The organism is Rhizobium sp. BR 314, from assembly GCF_047445805.1.
Taxonomy (GTDB): Bacteria; Pseudomonadota; Alphaproteobacteria; order Rhizobiales; family Rhizobiaceae; genus Rhizobium; species Rhizobium lusitanum_B.
This window is the reverse complement of sequence record NZ_JARWLA010000007.1, coordinates 193,497-213,416: the sequence shown is the minus strand read 5'-3', so window position 1 is coordinate 213,416 and position 19,920 is coordinate 193,497. Positions and strand designations below refer to the sequence as shown.

The 19,920-nt window shown below is 60.6% G+C and carries 17 protein-coding genes; 9 read left to right on the top strand and 8 right to left on the bottom strand.

Annotated elements, in window-relative coordinates:
• From QD461_RS12740 to QD461_RS12725, 4 genes are read right to left on the bottom strand one after another with little or no spacing between them, the layout of a single operon-like run.
• Positions 1-1,356 carry an aspartate aminotransferase family protein gene (locus QD461_RS12740; RefSeq protein ID WP_414088093.1) on the bottom strand — a complete coding sequence of 452 codons (1,356 nt, stop codon included), beginning with the start codon at positions 1,354-1,356 and terminating at the stop codon, positions 1-3.
• A 17-nt stretch (positions 1,357-1,373) separates the two neighbouring features.
• Positions 1,374-2,024 (bottom strand): HAD family hydrolase, encoded by a 651-nt coding sequence (locus QD461_RS12735; protein ID WP_414088092.1) that lies wholly within the window; start codon positions 2,022-2,024, stop codon positions 1,374-1,376.
• On the bottom strand, positions 2,021-3,274 hold the full coding sequence (locus tag QD461_RS12730; RefSeq protein ID WP_414088091.1) for a Tm-1-like ATP-binding domain-containing protein: 1,254 nt from the start codon (positions 3,272-3,274) through the stop codon (positions 2,021-2,023). Before QD461_RS12730 ends, QD461_RS12735 begins: the two co-directional genes overlap by 4 nt.
• On the bottom strand, positions 3,225-4,058 hold the full coding sequence (locus QD461_RS12725; protein ID WP_414088090.1) for an IclR family transcriptional regulator: 834 nt from the start codon (positions 4,056-4,058) through the stop codon (positions 3,225-3,227). The genes QD461_RS12730 and QD461_RS12725 overlap by 50 nt, the downstream gene beginning before the upstream one ends.
• 316 nt (positions 4,059-4,374) lie before the next feature.
• On the opposite strand from QD461_RS12725, the gene QD461_RS12720 reads away from it, so the two are divergent.
• From QD461_RS12720 to QD461_RS12690, 7 genes are all read left to right on the top strand, one after another.
• Entirely contained in the window at positions 4,375-5,829 is a 1,455-nt protein-coding gene (locus tag QD461_RS12720; RefSeq protein ID WP_184705544.1) for an APC family permease, read from the top strand.
• 57 nt (positions 5,830-5,886) lie between these two features.
• Complete coding sequence (locus QD461_RS12715) at positions 5,887-7,365, top strand: aldehyde dehydrogenase (protein ID WP_414088089.1); 1,479 nt, start codon at positions 5,887-5,889, stop codon at positions 7,363-7,365.
• A gap of 331 nt (positions 7,366-7,696) precedes the next feature.
• Positions 7,697-9,358, top strand: coding sequence for an amidohydrolase (locus tag QD461_RS12710; RefSeq protein ID WP_414088088.1), 1,662 nt, complete (start codon positions 7,697-7,699; stop codon positions 9,356-9,358).
• A 52-nt stretch (positions 9,359-9,410) separates the two neighbouring features.
• On the top strand, positions 9,411-10,592 hold the full coding sequence (locus QD461_RS12705) for an ABC transporter substrate-binding protein (protein ID WP_414088087.1): 1,182 nt from the start codon (positions 9,411-9,413) through the stop codon (positions 10,590-10,592).
• 105 nt (positions 10,593-10,697) lie between these two features.
• Positions 10,698-11,567: a branched-chain amino acid ABC transporter permease gene (locus tag QD461_RS12700; protein ID WP_414088086.1), complete on the top strand. Its 870-nt coding sequence runs from the start codon at positions 10,698-10,700 to the stop codon at positions 11,565-11,567.
• Positions 11,554-13,269, top strand: coding sequence for an ABC transporter permease subunit (locus tag QD461_RS12695; RefSeq protein ID WP_414088085.1), 1,716 nt, complete (start codon positions 11,554-11,556; stop codon positions 13,267-13,269). Before QD461_RS12700 ends, QD461_RS12695 begins: the two co-directional genes overlap by 14 nt.
• Positions 13,266-13,967, top strand: coding sequence for an ABC transporter ATP-binding protein (locus QD461_RS12690; protein WP_184705556.1), 702 nt, complete (start codon positions 13,266-13,268; stop codon positions 13,965-13,967). Before QD461_RS12695 ends, QD461_RS12690 begins: the two co-directional genes overlap by 4 nt.
• 80 nt (positions 13,968-14,047) lie before the next feature.
• Here the strand turns inward: QD461_RS12690 and QD461_RS12685 are convergent, their stop codons facing one another.
• Together QD461_RS12685 and QD461_RS12680 are read right to left on the bottom strand one after the other, a co-directional pair.
• Positions 14,048-14,560 (bottom strand): flavin reductase, encoded by a 513-nt coding sequence (locus QD461_RS12685; RefSeq protein ID WP_414088084.1) that lies wholly within the window; start codon positions 14,558-14,560, stop codon positions 14,048-14,050.
• Between the two features lie 10 nt (positions 14,561-14,570).
• Positions 14,571-16,133 carry a 4-hydroxyphenylacetate 3-hydroxylase N-terminal domain-containing protein gene (locus QD461_RS12680; protein ID WP_184705561.1) on the bottom strand — a complete coding sequence of 521 codons (1,563 nt, stop codon included), beginning with the start codon at positions 16,131-16,133 and terminating at the stop codon, positions 14,571-14,573.
• A gap of 95 nt (positions 16,134-16,228) precedes the next feature.
• On the opposite strand from QD461_RS12680, the gene QD461_RS12675 reads away from it, so the two are divergent.
• Complete coding sequence (locus QD461_RS12675; protein ID WP_414088083.1) at positions 16,229-17,125, top strand: helix-turn-helix domain-containing protein; 897 nt, start codon at positions 16,229-16,231, stop codon at positions 17,123-17,125.
• Positions 17,126-17,195: 70 nt separating this feature from the next.
• Here the strand turns inward: QD461_RS12675 and QD461_RS12670 are convergent, their stop codons facing one another.
• On the bottom strand, positions 17,196-18,020 hold the full coding sequence (locus QD461_RS12670) for an AraC family transcriptional regulator (RefSeq protein ID WP_414088135.1): 825 nt from the start codon (positions 18,018-18,020) through the stop codon (positions 17,196-17,198).
• A gap of 96 nt (positions 18,021-18,116) precedes the next feature.
• Here QD461_RS12670 and QD461_RS12665 point away from each other — a divergent pair, with 96 nt between their 5' ends.
• Positions 18,117-19,046 carry a phytanoyl-CoA dioxygenase family protein gene (locus QD461_RS12665; protein WP_414088082.1) on the top strand — a complete coding sequence of 310 codons (930 nt, stop codon included), beginning with the start codon at positions 18,117-18,119 and terminating at the stop codon, positions 19,044-19,046.
• A 56-nt stretch (positions 19,047-19,102) separates the two neighbouring features.
• Here the strand turns inward: QD461_RS12665 and QD461_RS12660 are convergent, their stop codons facing one another.
• A complete protein-coding gene (locus tag QD461_RS12660) occupies positions 19,103-19,744 on the bottom strand; it encodes a putative nucleotide-diphospho-sugar transferase (protein WP_414088081.1) in 642 nt (213 codons plus the stop codon).
• Positions 19,745-19,920 lie beyond the last annotated feature (176 nt).

The following is a 19,920-nucleotide window of genomic DNA, read 5'->3' as shown; positions in this document are numbered from 1 at the left end:
TCAGGCTCCTGCTGCAGAGAGGCCGGCATCGAGCGCGGTCAGGATGGTCTGGACATTCGCAGCTGTCACGATCAGCGGCGGCGACATGATCACGTTGGCGCCGGAGGTGCGGACCATCACACCGGCATCGTAGGTTGCGTCATGGACCTTCTGAACCACGTCCTTGGCCGCCGCGCTCTTCTTCGCCCGGTCGCCGACAAGCTCGAGGGCGCACATCAGGCCCTTGCCGCGCACATCGCCGATCAGTTCATGCTTGTTCTGCAACACCTTCAGGCCGGCCAGCAGCTCTTCGCCGCGGGCGGCGGCATTGGCAGCCACGTCAAGCCGTTTGGTCTCCTTGAGCGTTGCGAGCGCTGCTGCGGCACCGACCGGATGGCCGGAATAGGTGTAGCCATGGCCGATATTGCCGACGGAGTTCTTATTGCTTTCGAAGACCTCGGCGACCTTGTCGGAAATCATCACGGCGCCGAAGGGGAAGTAGCCGTTGGTGATCGCCTTGGCCGTCGACATCATGTCCGGCTTGACGCCCCAGAGGCGCGATCCAGTCCAGGCGCCGGTACGGCCAAATGCCGTGATGACCTCATCGGCGATCAGCAGGATACCATGGCGATCGCAGATCTCGCGCATCAGCGGCAGGAAGGTCTCGTGCGGAACGATGACGCCGCCGGCGCCCAGCACCGGCTCGATGATCAGGGCCGCGATGGTGTCAGCACCCTGGAAGGCGATTTCATCCTCGAAGAGTGTCGCGATCGCCTGGGCGATCTCTGCTCCGTCGGTGGTGTTGAACGGATTGCGGTAGGTGAAGGGCGCGGGCAGATGGATCACGCCGGGGAGCAGCGGCTCGTAGTTGCGGCGGAAATTCTGGTTGCCGTTAACCGAAGCGCCGCCGAAATGCGTGCCGTGATAGCCCTTCTTCAGCGCGACAAATTTGGTGCGCTCGGGCTGGCCGTTGATCTTGTGATACTGGCGCGCCAGCCGTAAGCAGGTCTCCACTGAATCCGAGCCACCGGAGGTGAAGAATGAGCGGCTCAGGCCATCGGGCTTGAACCATTCGGCGAGTTCGTAGGACAGTTCGATGAGCGGCGAGTTCGTCGTGCCGCGGAAGGTGGAGTAGTAGGGCAGTTCGTCGAGCTGGTCGCGGATCGCCTTCTTCACCGGCTCGCAGGAGTAGCCGAGGTTGACGTTCCAGAGGCCGCCGACAGCGTCGATTACCTTCTTGCCTTGGATGTCGACGATCTCGACGCCTTCGCCTGAATTGACAATTCGCGGCGGATGCGCCTGCATCTCGGCCGGGTGAGCCATCGGGTGCCAAAGGTGGCGGGCGTTGTTTTCAATGATGAAATTGGTTTCGCGCATATCAAATTCCTTCTTGTTCAGAGTCCCAGCATGGCAAGTGCTTGGGCATAGCTTTCGGCGGGGCGGGTAACGTCGAAATGCACGTGAGGCAGTTTCACGGCTTCGGCGCCCTCGATGTTCTTCTTCTGGTCGTCAACGAAGACGCAGGCCTCACGCGGCAGATCGAGCTCGGCAAGGACGAGTTCGTAGGCGCGGGGATCGGGCTTGAGGATCTTCGTATAGGTGGCATCGACAATAACGTCGAAAAGGTCGATCAGCGGGAAGCGTTTGCGGAACTCGACGCCGTAGAAAAGGTCTAGTTCGTTCGACAGGATCGCCAGCTTGAGACCGGCTTCCTTGACCCGCAGGATGGCGTCGCGGGCTTCAGGACGCAACACCAGTTCAGGCTCGGCGCCGCGGGCGCGACGAACGAAAGTCTGCATGTCGGCCCAGTTTTCGCCGACCATTTTCCCAACTTCTCCCGCGCGCGTCAGCCAGTAATCGCGCTCGGTGATTTCGCGTTTCTGCATCGACACCCAGAGCGGATCTGTGGTGGTGTCGAACGGTCCGAGCCACGTCAGCGATCCCTTCGGGAGACCGAGAGTGCGCTCGGTGACCTCATGGGTTTCGAACAATGTACGTGTCACCACGCCGCCGAAATCGAGGATGAGCGCGCGTTGTGATGTCATGGTCTTCCCTCCGGAATGACGCCTTCGGCGACCCATTTGTCGAAAACGGCAAGGGCTGCAGCTGAAAAGGCGGGAGAATTGATGTGGGCGTCGACCTCTTCCAAAGCGACGGACGGCGGTATGGCACGGCGCATCTCTTCCACGAAGGCGGCAAGCCCATCCGGATCATGCAGCGGCTCGTTCGGCTTGTCCCATTCCTGAATGCCTTCGGTCGGGAGCAGGAAGGCAACCCTCGCATCGGCGCGTGCAAGTTTGCGTCCGATTAATTGGGCAACTTCACGCCTGCCCTCCGGTGATGTGGTGACGGACGCGATCAGCCGGTTGTGAGCATGGTAGGGCCGTTCGGCGAGGATATCAGGCAATGGCCGCCATGCCTGAAGATCGACCATGTCGACGGCGCCGGGCGCAACGATCTGCGGAATGCCGGTGCGGCCGGCGTTCTCCAGCCTGTCCGGGCCGGAGGTGACCACGGTGTCGTAGTGATGATTGCTGACTTCCTGAATGCAGAAGTCGAAAACGGCGGCGAAACCTCCCTGCGAAGCGATGGCTTCATAGGCGCGTCCGCCCATGCCGGTGGCATGAAAGATCGCGACTTCATAGCCGCGCTTTTCGAGCTCCGGCCGCAGGTATTTCATATATTTGAGGCAGCTGGAGCCGAGCGAGGTCATTCCGATGAGCGGGCGCTGGCGATCGGTCTTGGTTCCGTGTTTTGCCGCTCCGACGACGGCGCCGCATGCCTGTGACAAAACCGCACGGCAGATATCGTTCAGTCCGTAGAGGCCGCCGGCCCATAAGATCATCATGAGATCTGGGGCAATGCGCTCGGGTGGGATCAGATGGGAGTAGGCAATCGTCGAAACCACGAATTTCGGTACGCCGAGTGGCAGGACCGCAGCAACGTCGAGCGCCAGATCGGTGCCCATGGTGCCGCCAAGGACGATGATGCCGTCGACCAGACCGTCCTCGTAAAGTCGTTTCGTCAGCGCCGTTGCGCCTGCGGCCATGCCGGCCATGGCGCTATTTTCATCGCCGCTCTCGGCAATCGCTTCGATCGTGGTATTGGCGGCCTTTGCGATGTCATGCCTGGAAAAGTCGGGCACATAAGGCGGATCGCCGAGAATGCTGACATCGACCATAACAGGCCTGCCGCCGGCTTCCGCGATGACGGATGCCATGAATTGCAGTTCGTCGCTCTTGGTGTCACCGGTTCCGATGACGAGAATTCTGGGCGAGGGAGCCTTGGGGCTCATTAATCCGTCCTCCTGGTTTTGCATTGGTTCCCAAGGGTTTTTCCGACCCGTAGTATTTTTCTGAAATCGCGTTGGCGGTCGCGACGGCTTGTGCGCCGAATTCGTAGATGCCCGCGTTTGTCGTGCGCGAGAGCGGGGCTGCGATGGCCACGCAGCCGATCGGGCGGCCGTTGGGACCACAGACGGGTGCCGCCGTGCTGATCACGCCGGCTTCCAGTCCCTGATGGCTGATCGAGAAGCCGCGTGCCGCCGTTTCGTCGAGCATGCCGCGGATCAGCTGGGGATCGACGACAGTATGATCGGTGTATTTCTCGAGCGGCTTTTTAAGAAAGGCTCCGATTTCTGCCGGCGGGCAGAATGCAAGGAAGGCGAGGCCGGACGCCGTCGCATGAAATGGCAGGAGACTGCCGACTTCGACGATGATCCGATGCGCCCAGGACGAATCCTCCACATAAATGGTCGAGAGCTGCCCGCCGGAAAATTCGGAAAGATGCACCGTCTCGGTCGACGATCCCGCGAGTGCCTGAATGAAGGGGATTGCTACTCGCAAAAACGGGAAACGCGCTTCGCGAATGCGGGCAAGACGTACGGGTGCGGAGCCTACTCTATATCGCCGCGTGTCAGGATCCTGCTCGACGAAACCATGTTTTTCCAGCTCGACCAGAAAGCGTCGCGCCGTCGCCTTGTCGAGTGCGCACAGATTGGCGATGTCTGTCAGACCCGCCTCCTTGTCCAGCCGTGACAGGGTATCCAGCAATGAAAGCGCCTTCCCGATCGTGCTCATTGTTCCTCCTCTTGGGTTGGTCAGCGTCTGTTTTTGTGCGTCCAGCCGGGGCTTCCGTCAAATCAGCTCGCTGACCATGCGCCGCGGCACGATAGCAGCGACCCAAGATACTTAACATGCGAAATAACTTGACAGAGCACGGGAATGTTTGCAAGTCTATATTTGAAGCTGTGGTTCAAATAATGAACCATAAGCGCTGATGGCGGCATAATCAACAAAAGCTCAAGCTCCCGCTCGTCAGTCCGGTTCTGGTGGAGGTCGCTTGTGGGAAATTACAGCGACGATCGGATGCTCTCAACAAGGGGAACAAACGCAGATGAACACGCAAAATTCGCAAGGTGCTGCTGAGAATCAGCTGCGCAAAAACAGTCTCGGCGTGGGTGCCGTGACCTTCCTGGTCGTGTCTGCCGCAGCGCCGCTGACCGCGGTTGCCGGCGGCGTGCCGCTATCGATGATGCTCGGCAACGGCCCGGGCATTCCTCTGACCTTCCTGCTGGTGACCGGCATTTTGCTGTTGTTCGCCATCGGCTACGTGGCGATGGCGCGGCACATCCGCAACGCCGGCGCCTTCTATGCCTATACTGCTCGCGGTCTCGGCGGGCTTATGGGCGGTGCTGCCGCTCTCATCGCCATTCTGGCCTACAATTGCATGCAGGTCGGCGTTTTCGGGCTTTTCGGCGCTGCGACCAAAGGCTTTTTTGCCGAGCAATTCGGCCTTGACTTGCCGTGGTGGGTTTGGACCTTTATCGGCATCGCTCTTGTGGCCGTCTTCGGCTACCGCCGAGTCGATCTCTCGGCCAAGGTGCTTACCGTGCTCGTTATCCTTGAATATCTCGTCGTTCTCGTCATCGATGGCGCGATTTTCGTAAAGGGTGGCGATGCCGGCCTCTCTGCCGCGCCCTTCACGCCAACCGCCTTCTGGAGCGGAACGCCGGCTGTGGGCCTTCTGTTCTGCTTTGCCGCTTTCATCGGCTTCGAGGCAACGACAATTTACAGTGAAGAAGCACGCGAACCACACAAGACCGTACCGCGTGCAACCTATATCTCGGTGCTGATTATCGGCCTCTTCTACATGCTGACGTCCTGGCTGATGGTAACAGGCGCCGGCGTCGACAAGCTCGTGCCCACCTTGCAGGGCCTTGCCGATCCGACAACCTTCCTCTTCGGCCTTGCCGAGCGCTATGTCGGTCATTGGATCACGGTCGTGATGAGCGTCCTCTTCATCACCAGCCTTTTCGCCGGCGTTCTCGCCTTCCACAATGGTGTTGCGCGCTACATGTATGTCGCGGGTCGCGAAGGACTGCTGCCCAAGTCGGTCGGCGTGACGCATCCGGTCTTCCAGAGCCCGCATGTCGGCTCGATCATCCAGACTGTTATTGCCGTGCTCGTCGTCGCGCTGTTCGCCGCGACCGGTCAGGATCCTGTGCTGGGGCTCTTCTCCTGGCTGACGAACGTGGGCACTCTGGCAATCATTCTGCTGATGGCCTTTACCGCCTTTTCGATTGTCGTGTTCTTCAGCCGCAATCCGGGACTTGAGAATAATGTGCTGGCGGTCAAGGTGTTGCCGACGTTGACGGGGCTTATTCTTGCGGCGCTCGTCTATTATATCTCGGCGAATTTCGGCGCGATTGCCGGAGCAAACGGTGTGCTTGCCGTGCTGCTGCCCTGCCTCGTTCTGATCGCGGGCGTGATCGGATTTATCGCTGCCGCGCGCCTGCGGTCGGCGGATGCCGATGGTTTCGCCCGCCTCGGTGCCGGTCAGGAAGCCTGATACAATTCCAAGCGTGGTGGCGGGGGTACTCGCCACCCTTTCAATCGAGAGAATGAGATGCAGGATAAGATCTATCAGCTCCGAACGATGTCCGTTTCCCCGCAATCGCTGTTCATCGGCGGCGCCTGGCGGCCGGCGGTCAGTGACGCTGTCATGGACGTCATCTCGCCGATCGACGGCACCAAATTGACCACCATCGCCGATGCCGGCGCGGAAGACGTCGATTTGGCCGTCAGGGCGGCGCGTGCAGCTTTCGAAAAGGGCAGCTGGTCGAAAGCGGCTCCCGTCGAACGCAAAAAAGTGCTGCTGAAGATCGCCGACTTGATCGAGAAGAATGCGCTGGAGCTTGCCGTGCTCGGCGTGCGCGACAACGGCACCGAAATTTCAATGGCCCTGAAGGCGGAGCCGGGCAGTGCCGCCGGCACTTTCCGCTATTATGCCGAGGCGATCGACAAGGTCTATGGCGAGATCGCGCCGACCGCCAACAATATTCTCGGCCTCGTCCACCGCGAGCCTATCGGCGTCGTTGCCGCCATTGTGCCGTGGAATTTTCCGATGATGATCGGAGCCTGGAAGATTGCGCCGGCTCTTGCTGCCGGCAATTCCGTCGTGCTGAAGCCGGCTGAAGGTGCGTCACTGACGCTGCTGCGGCTCGCGGAACTCTGTGCGGAGGCAGGATTGCCCGAAGGAGTCTTCAACGTCGTCACCGGCCGGGGTGCGGTCAGCGGCGAGGCACTGGGCCTGCATATGGATGTCGATGTTCTAGCTTTTACTGGCTCAGGTCCCATTGGCCGTCGTTTATTGGAATATTCGGCGCGCTCGAACCTGAAGCGCATCTATCTCGAACTTGGCGGCAAGTCTCCGAACATCGTCTTTGCCGATGCGCCGGATCTCGATCAGGCTGCGAAAGTCTCAGCCTACGGCATCTTCCGCAATTCTGGCCAGGTTTGCGTCGCCGGCTCCCGCCTGCTCGTCGAGAAATCGATCCATGAGGCCTTTTCCGAAAAAGTCGCCCGCATTGCAGATGCCATGACGGTCGGTGATCCCCTCCAGTTGTCGACGGAAGCCGGCGCGATCTCCAGCGAGATACAGCTGAAGAAGGATCTCGGCTATGTCGGGCAGGCCCTATCCGAAGGGGCTTCCTTGCGCACCGGTGGCTCGCGCATCCTGGAGGAGACCGGCGGCTATTACATGCGGCCGGCCGTGTTCGACGTCATGCCATCGATGACCTTGGCGCGCGAAGAAGTCTTCGGGCCGATCCTATCAATCATCCCGTTTGAGACCGAGGCGGAAGCTCTGCAGATTGCCAATGCCACCGAATATGGCCTCGCTTCGGCCGTCTGGACGTCGAACCTGTCACGTGCTCATCGGATGGTGCGCGGAATCCAGGCTGGCGTCGTCCACGTCAACACCTATGGCGGCGCTGACAACAGCGTGCCGTTGGGCGGTGTCAAGCAATCGGGCAACGGTCATGACAAGTCGCTGCACGCTCTCGACAAATATGTCGATCTGAAAACCGCCTGGATCCAGCTTTGACGCGATAAGGCGCTTCCGTTTTTCTTCGAATCGCGAAAGTGCCACACCCTTCTGCTTCCTTGAAAACTCCGGGCGGAAAGCCGTTACGCGCTTTTCGCGGAATTACCCTGGCCAAACGCCGGGAACGCACGCGCACCGGCTGCGTCCGTCTCGCAAGCATAGGCCTTGCGGGCGGCTGATATGTCGTGCGCGGAGCTCCGGGTTTGCTCGCGCTGGTGGTACACACATCAATATATTTAACGTGTGAACTATATTGACAAACGCTGAGCCCTGCATCACTCTCAATATTTGAATAAATGGTTCAAATAATGAATCTAAGTGGGAACTGAACATGACTATTTCACTCGGCTTTGCCGACCTCATTCTTCTCAATGGACGAATCTATACTGTTGAGCCAAGCCGGCCTTGGGCCGAGGCGCTCGCCGTCAAGAATGGCCGCATCCTGGCCGTCGGCAGCAACACTGAAATCGAAGCGCTGAAGGGGCCGGAAACGCGCCTTGTCGATCTTGCCGGCAAGATGGCGATGCCCGGTTTCATCGACATCCACAACCACATCATGATGGGCGGCCAGGCCGAACTGTTCGAAACCCAGATTCCGGCCGGCGCCTCTGTCGAGGCGATCTGCGCCCATGTGCGCAAGCAGGCCGGGATCGTGCCGCAGGGGCAATGGATCGTCGCCAATCAATGGGGCGCCGACATGATCACGGCGATCAACAGCGAGGCCGCGCTCAGGAAGCTGGATGAGGCAAGCCTCGGACATCCCGTTCTTCTGCGTGATGAAACCATGCACAATCGCTGGGTCAACAGCGAGGCGATGCGGCTTGCCGGTATCTCCAACAATCAGCCTGATCCACCGCAGGGTTCCTTCGGCCGCGATCCGGTCACCGGCGGGCTCACCGGCCTGCTGGTCGAGTCTGCCGCTGGCCTTGTCGAGCGGACGGCTGCCGAGGCCTTCACCGAGGAAATGGGCGAGGCCGCCGTGGCCCGCGCCATCGAAGTCGTCAACTCCTACGGCGTGACTGCCTTCCAGGATGCCGCGTCGGTATTGCCCATACTGAAGGCCCTCAAGAATCTGGATCTAAAGGGCAAGCTGACCGCATGGGCTGTTACGTCGCTGCCGCTCATCGAGCCGAGCTTCATGTTTGGCCTATCGGGTGATGGCCTGCTGGCGCTGCGGGACGAATATCGCACCGAACATGTGAAGCCGAACTTCACGAAAATCTTCCTCGATGGCGTCCCCGGCGCCCGCACGGCGGCTTTCCACGACGCCTATGTCGCAGACGCCGCGCATCCCCATGGCTATCGTGGCGAAGTGCTGGTGAGCTACCCTGATCTCGTTCGCCATATCGACAAGTCCGAAAAGCTCGGCATGGGACTGAAGATCCACTGCGCCGGCGATTATTCCGTCACCGAGATGCTCGATGCGGTCGAGGCCGTCAGGCATTTCAACGGCCCGACTGACATCAAGCATCACATCGCTCATGCGAGCTATCTGCGCAAGGAAGACATCAGCCGCTTCGCGACGCTCGGCGTTGTCGCCGATCTCTGTCCGATGATCTGGTACCCGACGACCTTCCTGGAAGGCCACAAGGAAGTGATGGGCGAGGAGCGGGCAACCCGCTTCTGGCCGATCGCCAGCATGAAGGCCACCGGCGCACTGTTGGCGGGCGGTTCCGATTGGCCCGTCATTCCGATCCCGGATCCGTGGAACGGGATTGAAGGCATGGTGACGCGGCAGAACCCGTCCGGCGCCTTTCCGGGTGTCTCGCTTTGGGCGGAGCAGGCGATCGACCTCGCTTCGGCAATCGAGATCTACACGCTCAATTCGGCAAAGGCGATGCGGCTGGACGATGAAACCGGCTCGCTTGTCGCTGGCAAATCGGCCGACATCATCGTGCTTGACCAGAATGTCTTCGAAGTACCGGCGGATCAAATCGCCGATACCAAGGTGCTGACCACATATTTCGCGGGTGAGCCTGTCTACCAGCGCTAGCTGGAGCGGCGAAGAGGAAACGCCGCAAATTACAAGGAGGGAAGGGAAGAGAATGAAATTGACATCCACACTCATCGCCGTTGGCCTGGCTGTTGCCGGCATGGCCTTTACGGGTTCGTCAGCCTTCGCGGCCGGACCGACCTGCAAGAGCGGGCCGATCAAGGTCGGCGCCGTCTCGACGGTCACCGGCGTCGTCGACTTTTCCGACGCGCCGAAGGCTACCAAGGCCGTCTTCGAGCAGTTGAACGACGCAGGCGGCATCAATGGCTGCAAGATCGATTATTCGCTGGCCGACGATAAGGGCGACCCCCAAGTAGCGGCCCAAGCGGCACGCGACCTCATCGACAACAAAGGCGTCGTGGCTCTGGCAGGCGGCGCAAGCCTGCTCGACTGCGCCGTCAATGCCGGCACCTACAATCGCAATGACGTGCTCGCGGTTCAGGGCGTGGGCGTCGACCCCCTCTGCTTCAATGCGCCGAGCATCTCGCCCGTGAACGTCGGCCCGTTCACGCTGACCACGGTTATGCTTGACTATGCGACGAAAAACCTTGGAGCAAAGAAGGTCTGCGCCTTCTTCCTGATCCTGGGCGGCACGCAGGAAGCCTATGGCAACGCGGTTGCGGCCTGGCAGAAGCTGTCCGGCAACAAGGTCGGCCTCGTCGACATGACGCTGCCGCCGCAGGGTGACCTCACGCCTTACGTCATCAAGGCGCGCGACGCGGGCTGCGATGCCGTGCTCACCAACCAGGTTGAGCCGGGCGTGGTGCAATGGGTGAAGACTGCCGATGCGCAGAAGATCTCGGGCATCAATTGGCTGTTCCTCGCACCCGGTTACACGGAGGGCGTTGCCAAGGCACTGGCCGGTAGCAAGCAGCCCGTCTATGTCGGCACCGAATGGGAGCCCTACACCGAAAACACCGCTGCCAACACCGACTGGGCCAAGACCATGGACAAGGCTGGCCTCGCAAAGACCGCCTTCTCGCAGGGTGGCTATCTCGCCGCCAAGGTGATGATCGACACGATTTCGGGCATCGACGGCGAAGTCACCCGCGAAACCGTCTCTTCGGCGCTGAAGGAAGGCAAGGAAATGCAGTATTCCCTCGCCGGCAGTCCCTATGTCTTCGGCGAAGCCAGGGCGCATTCGCCCATGAAGGCGACCAAGGTCATGCAGCTTGTCGATGGCAAGTGGACAGTCAAAACACCGGATTGGTATACTTTGGCGAAGGCCAAGTAAGAAGGCTGCGCGCCTGGCCTTGTCGATACCGAGACAAGGCCAGGCGATGAGCCCCGACCATGATCTGATCTGGTGAGGCGGTGTGCCCGCTTCCGGAGTCTCTGAATGAACGCTCTCTTTACAGCCGCCGTGGCTGGTCTTTCCGCAGGCGGCGCCTATGCCATCCTTGGCGTTTGCGCAATATTCACCTACCGCCTCGTAGCCGTGGTGAACTTTACCGGTGCCGCAATCGGCGCCACGGGTACCTTCATCATGGTCGCGCTGCACGAGGCCGGCATGCCGCTCCTCCCGGCGGCGCTACTGGGAATTGCCGCCGGCGCCCTGGCCGGGGTCCTGATAGGGCTCGTCATGACGACCTGGTTTGCCAATGTGAATGCCTCCACCAAAGCGGCTGTCACGGCGGCGCTTCTGGTCGGCATCATCGCCATCGGCTTGCGGCTGACCGGCGGCCAGCATCCCCACTATTTTCCCGAGCTGATCCCCGGATCGGCGTTCCGCCTCGCCGGCGTCGAAGTTACCTGGGCGGCTGTGACGACACTGCTTCTTTCCGTGGTCTTTACCTTGGTGACGGAGCAGTTCCTGGCGCGCACGCGGATAGGGCTGCAATTGCGCGCTCTGTCGCAGCGGCCGATGGCAGCCGAGCTGATCGGCATTCGCGTAAGATTGCTGGCGCTTGGAGTTTGGGCCGTAACAGGCGGCGTGACCTCCTTCGCGCTGATGATCATCGCGCCGCTGCGCTCTCCCGATTTTTCGTCGCTGAGCCTTCTTGTCGTGCCAGCGCTTGCCGCCGCGTTGATCGGCGCATTTGCCAGCTTCCGCGCCGCCCTTTTGGGTGGACTGACGATCGGCATTCTGGAGGGTGCTGTCAGCACCATCGATCTCGTCAGCCAGTATCGCAGCACCGTTCCATTCATTGTCATTCTTGCTGTCCTCCTGTGGTCGCAAAGAGGAGCCCGCTGGGATGAAGCACGCTAGTTTCCGCGCCGCCGTTGTCACGGCCCTATCGCTTGCCGCAGTCGGCGCGCTCATTCTTCTGTTGTTGCCCAAGTACTGGGTGTTCCTGCTGACCGCGGTGTTCATCACCGGCATCGCGCTGCAAAGCCTTGGTCTCGTCGCTGGCCGCACGGGCATGATCTCGCTCTGCCAGATGTCTTTCGCGGGTGTCGGCGCCTGGGTGACAGGATATCTGAACGTTATCGAGGCACCTGGCGGCCTCGTGGTGTGGATGATCGTCGGCGGTCTTGCCGCCGTGCCGGTCGGCATAGCCATCGGCCTGCCAGCGCTGCGCCTGCGCGGCATCAACCTTGCGATTGTTACTCTCGGCTTCGCCGCCGCATTCGATACGGTGTTGGCGACGATCACTTTCCCAGGGCAGACCACGTTCACGCAGGTCGTACGCCCATCGCTTTTTGAGAGCGACTATGGCTTCTTCATCTTCGTGCTGATTGTCTATGGGGTGATTGCCGTCAGTCTCGAATTCGTCAGCCGCTCGCGGCTTGGTGCTTCCTGGCTTGCGGTGCGACATTCGGAGCGTGCAGCCGCGGCGCATGGCGTTTCGATACCGCGGGCAAAGCTGAGCGCCTTCGCCATCAGCGCCTTTATCTCCGGCGTGTCGGGTGGACTTCTCGCCGGCTATCTCGGAACGTTGGTGTCCGAAAACTTCTCGATGATGCAATCGCTGGCGCTGTTCGCCGTCGCGACCATGGTTGGTGCGCATTTCACGCTCGGCGCCGTCATCGGCGGCATACTGATCACGTTGTTTCCGGAACTGCTGCGCAGGCTCAATCTGCCGCAGGACGTTGGCAATGTCTTCTTCGCCATCGGTGCTGTGCATGCGCTCTCCTCCGGCGAAACGATCAGCGAGACCTGGATGCGGCTCGGGCGCAAGCTGTTGCCCCGCCGCCGGGAAGCTTCCTCCCATCAAGATGCGGGCCGCTTGCCCCCAAGCGCCGCTCATGAACCGGGTCTGGCGCTCGAGGTCAGCGATCTCACCGTCCGCTACGGCGCGGTCGTGGCGCTCGATAAAGTCAACCTCAAAGTGCCTGCGCGAACCGTCGTCGGCCTGGTCGGGCCGAACGGCGCCGGCAAGTCGACTATGGTCGATGCGATCGCGGGCTTTTTGGCCCGCTATGACGGCTCGGTGAAGCTGAATGGCAAGCCGCTGGAGGGTCTCTCGGCCACCAGCCGCGCCCGGTTGGGTATTCACCGGACCTGGCAGACGACACGTATCGCACCCGAACTCAGCGTCGGCGGCTATGTGCGGCTTGCTGCAGGCGCCATCAGCGATGACGAACTTTCCGCCATTCTGCAATGGTTCGATTGTCCGCCCGCCGACACGCCGATCGCGTCGATCGACGCGGGGACACGGCGCCTGCTCGATGTCGCTGGCGTCGTCGCTTCGCGCCCGCCCGTAATCCTCCTTGACGAACCTGCCGCCGGCCAATCCTATGCCGATGCGGTCAAGCTGGGTGAACGCATTGCTGCTATCCCCGAGACTTTCGGCAGCGCCGTGCTTCTGATCGAGCACGACATGGATCTCGTACGGCGGGCCTGCTCGGCGATCACGGTGTTCGATTTCGGGCGCGTGATCGCCAACGGCGCCCCGCAAGCCGTGCTTGCAATGCCGATCGTCCAGAAGGCCTATATGGGCATCGAACTCGAAGAGGCTGCCGAATGACCGCACTTTCCATCAACGGCCTCGTTGTCAACCGCTCCGGCATTCCCGTCGTCCGTGGCGTGGATCTCAGCGTGTCGAGCGGTGAAATCAGCGTACTCCTTGGATCGAACGGAGCCGGCAAGACGACGCTGCTCGAAAGCCTGTCGGGCATTATCCCCGCTGCGGCGGGCTCGGTGACGATGGATGACGTCGAGCTTCTGAAGCTGCGCGCAGGCTTGCGCGCTCGTGCCGGCATCAGTCACGTCGAGCAGGGGCGAACGGTCTTTCCGGAAATGACCACCGAGGAGAATCTCAAGGTCGCACTCGATCCTGCCGCCGATCTTCAGGAGGCATACGCCCTCTTTCCGGAGCTGCGTCAGCGTCGCGATATCAAGGCCGGCATGCTGTCGGGCGGTGAGCAGCAGATGGTCGTCATCGCCCGTTCGTTGCTGACCCGGCCGAAGGTCATCATGATCGACGAAATGTCCTCCGGTCTTGCGCCTGTCATCGTCAGCCGCCTGATGCGGGCGGTCCGGCAATTGGCCGATTCCGGCATGGCGGTTATTCTCGTCGAGCAATTCGCGGCGCTTGCGCTTGCGATCGGCGACCGTGCCTATGTCCTGCGCCGCGGAGCGATCGTCTATGACGGTGATTGCGCGACGCTCGCCGGCGATCCGGCGCATCTGCATCGTCTTTATCTCGGCGATGCCGCCGCCTAACGACCTAACGGTATTCAAGATGGCAAATGGGGATGCGATTACGGATCGCATCCCCATTTTGTCGTAGGCATCTTTGCTGCTCAGCCGCCGAAGCTGCCGGCCTGGGTTGGGACATGGACATAGTTACGGTCGAAGTAGAGTAGGGCGTGTCCATCCCTGCGGCTGCGGATATCCATCACCTCGCCGATGAAGATGTGATGCGTGCCGACGAGGCGTGCTTCTGTCAAACGGCAATCAAAGGAAACGATCGCGTCGGAAAGCGCCTGGCTGCCTGAGCGGAAATCCACCCATTCTGCTGCGGCATAACGTTCTTCCATCTCGGCGCGTTGACCGGCGAAGTAGCCGGCCAGCTCCTTATGCTCCTGCGTGAGGACGTTGACGCAAAAGCGGCGGTTTTCGAAGAAGAGTGTCGTCTGCGTCGAGCGGCTGTTCATGCAGACCAAAAGCGTCGGCGGTTCGTCGGTGACGCTGCACATGGCTGTGGCGGTAAAGCCGCCGCGGCCGGCAGGGCCGTTGGTGGTGATCACGTTGACCGGGGCGCAGACCCGGGCCATCGCGTTGCGAAATTCGGTTTTCGAAAGTTGCTCCTCCATAGCAACGACCTCACTCGGCAGCGTTGCGGATAGGGGAGGTTTGCCCAAGCGGCGGAAGCCAGGTGTCTCCAGTCCAGCCGTTTTCGTCGTAGTCGCTCATGCACCGGTCGACGAGTGCCTCCATCTCCTTCAGCCGACCGCCGCGCTCGGCGCCTTTCAGAACCTGCAGACGGACTTCTTCGGGCGCGCCGGCATAGTTCAGCTCATAGAGTGCATGCCGCCCGCCGAACTCGGTGCCGGTCGCGTCCCATAAGAGCTTCATGATCTTGATGCGCTCGATATGGCCCATGTCGTTGGACCCGCGCACATATTGGGCGAGGTAGCGATCGATCTCCGGATTGCCGAAATCCTTGGCCGATGAGGGCAGGTAGATAAGGCCGGAGGCGACGACCTTGCGCACCGTTTCGATGACGCGTGGATAGGCTTCGGACATGAAGGTGCGGTAGGAGAGGGCTGCTTCCATGTTCGGCAGCACTGCACCATTCGCCCAGGGCTGCGGATTGTAGGCCATGGCGTTGGAAAAGGACCAGAACATGTGGCGCAGCGCGATGACTTCGCCGAGTGCCGCCTGATTGCCGCGGAAGGCGTCACCGCCGGTGGCACGCAGCGCCTTGGCCAGCAGTCCGGCGATGAAATCGAGTTTTACGGCGAAGCGCGTGCAGCCCTGGAAGCAATAGCCATGCATGAAGCCCGAGGCCGGGTGGAAGGACAGGATCTTGGCCGCATCGCGCAATACAAGTACGTCTTCCCAGGGCACGAAGACGTTGTCGAGGACCAGGATCGCGTCATTTTCGTCGAAGCGCGACGACAGCGGATAGTCGAAGGGTTGCCCCACAGTATTGGCGGTCTGCTCATAGGAAACCCTGCAGAACATCTTGATCCCGGGCGCGTTCATCGGAACGATGAACATGACCGATAGCGACGGATCTTCAGTGACGGTCGCCGAACTCTGGGCAAGGAAGTTGTAGTGGGTCAGCGCCGAAGAGGTCGCGACCACCTTGGCACCGGACACATAGATACCGGCGTCGGTTTCCTTGGTGATGTGCACGAAGACGTCCTTGACGGCATCGGCAGGTTTATGACGGTCGATCGGCGGATTGACGATCGCGTGGTTCATGAAAAGCACGGACTCCTGCGCGCGCTTGTGCCAGGCAAGCGCATTGTCCTTGAATGGTCCGTACCAGTCGGCATTGGCGCCGAGCGTGTTCATCAGAGCGGCCTTATAATCGGCGGTCCGGCCCATCCAGCCATAGGACATGCGTGCCCAATCGGCGATGGCGCCCTGCTGGGCCACAAGCTCGGCGGAGGATTTCGCCACCCGGAAATATTTATGGGTGTAGCCGCCGGATCCAGTGTCGGTGGGCGACGTCAGGCGCTCCTTGGACTTTTCGTCGTGCAGCGCATCGTACATGCGCGCAATCGAGCGAGCGGAATTGCGCATGGAGGGATGCGCCGTCACATCGGCGATGCGTTCGCCATTAATGTAGACTTCGCGGCCATCGCGCAGGCTTTCCAGATATTCGGCGCCGGTAAATGGACGGCTCTTGTCGCTGCGGTGGTCTTCGGCTCGCATCTCGTATTCCTCCCTTGAGATCATGACCGATGCTACGTCGCCGCCGGCGCCGCGGCCATGGACAAAGGAGGTAATTCGCTGGTACTTTTTCCGGCATGTCGCAGAAAAATGAGATCCCGAATTTCTTTGTCTATGGCGAGCCAAGCCGTGTGCTTGACATCGGCTTTCTGCATGTGGAGACGGTCATGGACCGGAAAACACTGCATTTCGGGCACGTGGCGGCGCACAAGCACCCATCTATGGGGCAGATCACCTATTGGTTCAAAGGTGGCGGTCGCTATCGTATTGAGGACGAAACTTGGAATTTTTCCGCTCCGACGATCAGCTTCGTCCCAAGCAACATCATTCATGGATTCGAGGTTGACGATCAGTCAGACGCCATTGTGGTCTCGGTATCGGACGATACGTTGAAGACGCTTGCCTCTCAGGTGGACCTCGGCCTCGATGCGCCGACATTTCTGACGGGGCGGCCGGAAGATCCATCCTGGAAGCGGGTCGATGCGCTGCTTGAAATGGTGAGCGCCGAATATGCGGATCGTGGCGGGCAGAACGAGAAAGTCATATTGGGATTGGTTGGCGTCGTGCTCTCGTTGGTGGGGCGCCTTGGCGGCAGCGCGGCGCTTCCGCAAGCCTCACCGACCGTTGCCCTTGCGCTGGCGCTCAGAAGCGCCATCGATCGCCATTATCGGAGCGATTGGCCGGTCGGCCGCTACGTCGAACTGCTTGCCACCACACCTCATCTACTCGACAAGGCCGCGCGCGAGGTTTTCGGGCTTACCGTCAAGGAACTGCTGCTCGAGCGGCGTCTGCTGGAGGCCAAGCGCCTGTTGATGTTCACGATCCGCTCGGTCGAGGATGTCGGCCGGGAAGTTGGCTTTGAGGATCCGTCCTACTTCTCGCGGTTCTTCCGCAAGCGGATGGGAGAGGCTCCGGCCGCGTGGCGACGTCGGAATGTGGAGCGAAGCTCGATCGGCGGCGATGCCGAGATATGAACGCAGATGCGGCAGTTTCCAGTGGGTATGACCGTGCTATCAAGGGCCTGATGCGCGATCTCGCTGCGGCTCAACTTCTGCTGTAGCGTTGGCGAAACTCGCGCGGTGTACAGTTTTCCCGCTCGTGAAACAGACGCGAGAAGTAGAAAGCGTCGACGATCCCAACCTTGCAGGCGACGAGTTCGATCTTGTCGTCCGTCGTCGCCAAGAGCTCCTTGGCGTGGTCCATGCGCAGCCGAAGCTGAAAAGCCTTTGGCGGCAACCCAATTTCCGCTAGGAATTTCCGGCGCAGCGTTGCCGGCGACATGCCGTGCTCGGCTGCAAAAGCCGTCATGTCGAGAGGCTGCATTGCTTTCTTGCGAAGCGCGTCGATGATCTCGGAGAGATCGGCTCCATCTGCTTGCAAAGGCTTTGTTTGACTGGCCTGATGGGCCGCGAGAATGACGATCTGATGCAGCACTGAAGCTGCCGAGGCACTGGCAAGTGGGGTATCTTCGAGCAGATTGGCGTGAAGGGCGCTGAAGAGGCGTTGCATACGGTCGAGGTTGCGTAAAGAAGCAATCGGATTCTGCTCATTGATAAGCCGTAGCCGCAGGAAATCGCGGACGAGCGAGCCTTCGAAAAGCACCCATCGCTCACTCCAGCCATCCGTATCCGGGCCGTAGGAGTGTTGCCTGTTCGGGAAGAGCCAGAAAAGGGCAGGGCCTTCTACGCTCCGACGACCGACGGCATCGGTTTCAAGATGCCCGTTGCCTTGCTCTATCAGAACGGCGGCATAGCTCGGCAGCTTTCGGGCTTTCACCCAATGAGCGACGTGCTGCCTCCCGCTGCCGATAACGGCCAGTCCTCCCATGGCCTCAAGAGGTGACCGATAGATGGCGTCTGTCGTTTCCATGGTGAGCGAAAAGTCCAGCATGATTTTCCTCCATGTAGGAAAGCAGTTCTTTTCGCTAGATTCAATGGGCTTCAACTCTTGTAGCGGGCGAGTGAAATGTCGATTTCCATGGGGGTGACGTACGGAGACGGGAAAGGCCCCAGTCTCGTGGCGAATGGGAAACAGCTGTCGACGGCGGCAGATCGGCTCGGTTACCTCACTCCGACCGATCCGGGTATCGGGGTTGCCGCGATCCGCGGGCTTTATGAAGAGAACGGATATGTCTGGTTGAAAGGCTTTCTGCCGCGAAGCGAGGTGATCGAGTTCCGGGGCTGGGTGTTCAGCCATCTGGCGGCAACCGGCCTCATCGCATCCGGCACGGACCCGCGCGACGGGATCGCTTCTGCGATCACTCCGGATAGCAAAGCGGTGGACCGCTATTTGATGGCCTTGGTCCGTTCCGTCGCCTATGAGGGGTTCTGCGCGCAGCCGCGTATGGCTCGTTTCATGGATGAATTCCTGGCGGGCATCTCCTACCTGCACAAGCGCAAGATCATGCGCCATGTTCGGCCGGGTACGACGACGGCAACGCCGGCGCACTATGATCTCGTCTATCTTCGGGGCGGCACCAGTCGGGTCGTGACGGCATGGATCCCGATCGGAGACATTCCGGTCGAAATGGGTGGGCTGACCTATCTCGAAGGCTCGCATGCCATCGGCGCGCGAATGGAGCGCGACTTCGCCGAACAGAACAGCGACCTTAGCCCCGAGGAGCGCGTGAGCGCTTACAATCGCAACATGACAGAGGGCGGGTGGGTCTCGAAGGACCTGCCTGACATGGCAGAGCGTTTCGACACGCGCTGGCTGGTCGCCGACTATGAAGCCGGCGACGTCATGCTCCATTCGCCCTTCATGATTCATGCCTCGACGACCAATCAGGATGAGCGCCAGCGACTGCGTCTGTCCACCGACATCCGCTATCAGAATGTGGAGGATGAGATCGACGTTCGCTGGAACAACCATTGGTCGCTTGGCGACATGCTCTAACAAGACCAAGCCAGCACAGATCCGGATGCCGGCCGAAGTGGGGAGGCCGGTTCCGGTCAGCGACAGCTACACAGGATGCGCTCTATCTCATCGATGCGGTCGGGGCGGCGTTTCAGGCGTTTGCCGATGCGGCCGAACCAGCGCTTGCGCTTCGTTGCCTCCCGGCTGGCCTGAAGTTGCTCGATATAGACCTCGGCGACACTTTCGTTTTCGACACGATCGAAAATCCAGCCGAAGGAGACGGGCAGCTTGACGATGCGAAACTGCGGATGAACGCTCTTTTCATCCTCGGCGATGATATGTTCGAGAACGAGCTGATCCCACATCTCGGGATTGGCAACGCATCCCTGCCGCCAGAGTTCCAGAAGCTGCGCCGCCGCCGGCGTGTCGTTGATCAGGATCGTCGCGCTGACCAGACGGCCGTTGGTCTCGTAGTAAGCGGCAATATCGCAATCGAGTTTACGAAGTTCCGGCCAGGGATTGCGATGGAAGACGGCGTCGACATCGACGTATAGCAGCGGTCCGCGCAACCTTGATCTTTCTTGCGTGAGAAAGCCGGGTTTGAGGCCTGCATTGAGCACCCAGCTTCCGGCGCTGGGCAATGCTGTCGCAAGGACCTTCAGGCCGATCCTCTCGGCTGAACGGGCCATGCGCTTCTCTTCCTGTTCGTAGAAGCTGCCGGCGGTGAAGAAAGCCACCACAGACCATCGGCGTCGGTCACTGCGGATTTGCGCCCCTCCAGATCTTGCGGGGCAGGGAACGGGACGATGAGCGCGCGCTGCTGGGCTGTCCAGGGGCACACCATGTTGAATATATTCAAGAAGGCACCTTCGGGGCTTTGTCTATTCGTTCAATGGCCTGCTCCGCAATTCGC

What these genes read in the sequence shown, in the direction of transcription:
- QD461_RS12710 (WP_414088088.1), top strand. Translation starts at nt 7,697, where the DNA reads ATGACTATTTCACTCGGCTTTGCCGACCTCATTCTTCTCAATGGACGA.
- QD461_RS12715 (WP_414088089.1), top strand. Translation starts at nt 5,887, where the DNA reads ATGCAGGATAAGATCTATCAGCTCCGAACGATGTCCGTTTCCCCGCAA.
- QD461_RS12740 (WP_414088093.1), bottom strand. Translation starts at nt 1,356, where the DNA reads ATGCGCGAAACCAATTTCATCATTGAAAACAACGCCCGCCACCTTTGG.
- QD461_RS12670 (WP_414088135.1), bottom strand. Translation starts at nt 18,020, where the DNA reads ATGGAAACGACAGACGCCATCTATCGGTCACCTCTTGAGGCCATGGGA.
- QD461_RS12680 (WP_184705561.1), bottom strand. Translation starts at nt 16,133, where the DNA reads ATGCGAGCCGAAGACCACCGCAGCGACAAGAGCCGTCCATTTACCGGC.
- QD461_RS12685 (WP_414088084.1), bottom strand. Translation starts at nt 14,560, where the DNA reads ATGGAGGAGCAACTTTCGAAAACCGAATTTCGCAACGCGATGGCCCGG.
- QD461_RS12730 (WP_414088091.1), bottom strand. Translation starts at nt 3,274, where the DNA reads ATGAGCCCCAAGGCTCCCTCGCCCAGAATTCTCGTCATCGGAACCGGT.
- QD461_RS12700 (WP_414088086.1), top strand. Translation starts at nt 10,698, where the DNA reads ATGAACGCTCTCTTTACAGCCGCCGTGGCTGGTCTTTCCGCAGGCGGC.
- QD461_RS12695 (WP_414088085.1), top strand. Translation starts at nt 11,554, where the DNA reads ATGAAGCACGCTAGTTTCCGCGCCGCCGTTGTCACGGCCCTATCGCTT.
- QD461_RS12735 (WP_414088092.1), bottom strand. Translation starts at nt 2,024, where the DNA reads ATGACATCACAACGCGCGCTCATCCTCGATTTCGGCGGCGTGGTGACA.
- QD461_RS12725 (WP_414088090.1), bottom strand. Translation starts at nt 4,058, where the DNA reads ATGAGCACGATCGGGAAGGCGCTTTCATTGCTGGATACCCTGTCACGG.
- QD461_RS12705 (WP_414088087.1), top strand. Translation starts at nt 9,411, where the DNA reads ATGAAATTGACATCCACACTCATCGCCGTTGGCCTGGCTGTTGCCGGC.
- QD461_RS12720 (WP_184705544.1), top strand. Translation starts at nt 4,375, where the DNA reads ATGAACACGCAAAATTCGCAAGGTGCTGCTGAGAATCAGCTGCGCAAA.
- QD461_RS12675 (WP_414088083.1), top strand. Translation starts at nt 16,229, where the DNA reads ATGTCGCAGAAAAATGAGATCCCGAATTTCTTTGTCTATGGCGAGCCA.
- QD461_RS12690 (WP_184705556.1), top strand. Translation starts at nt 13,266, where the DNA reads ATGACCGCACTTTCCATCAACGGCCTCGTTGTCAACCGCTCCGGCATT.
- QD461_RS12665 (WP_414088082.1), top strand. Translation starts at nt 18,117, where the DNA reads ATGTCGATTTCCATGGGGGTGACGTACGGAGACGGGAAAGGCCCCAGT.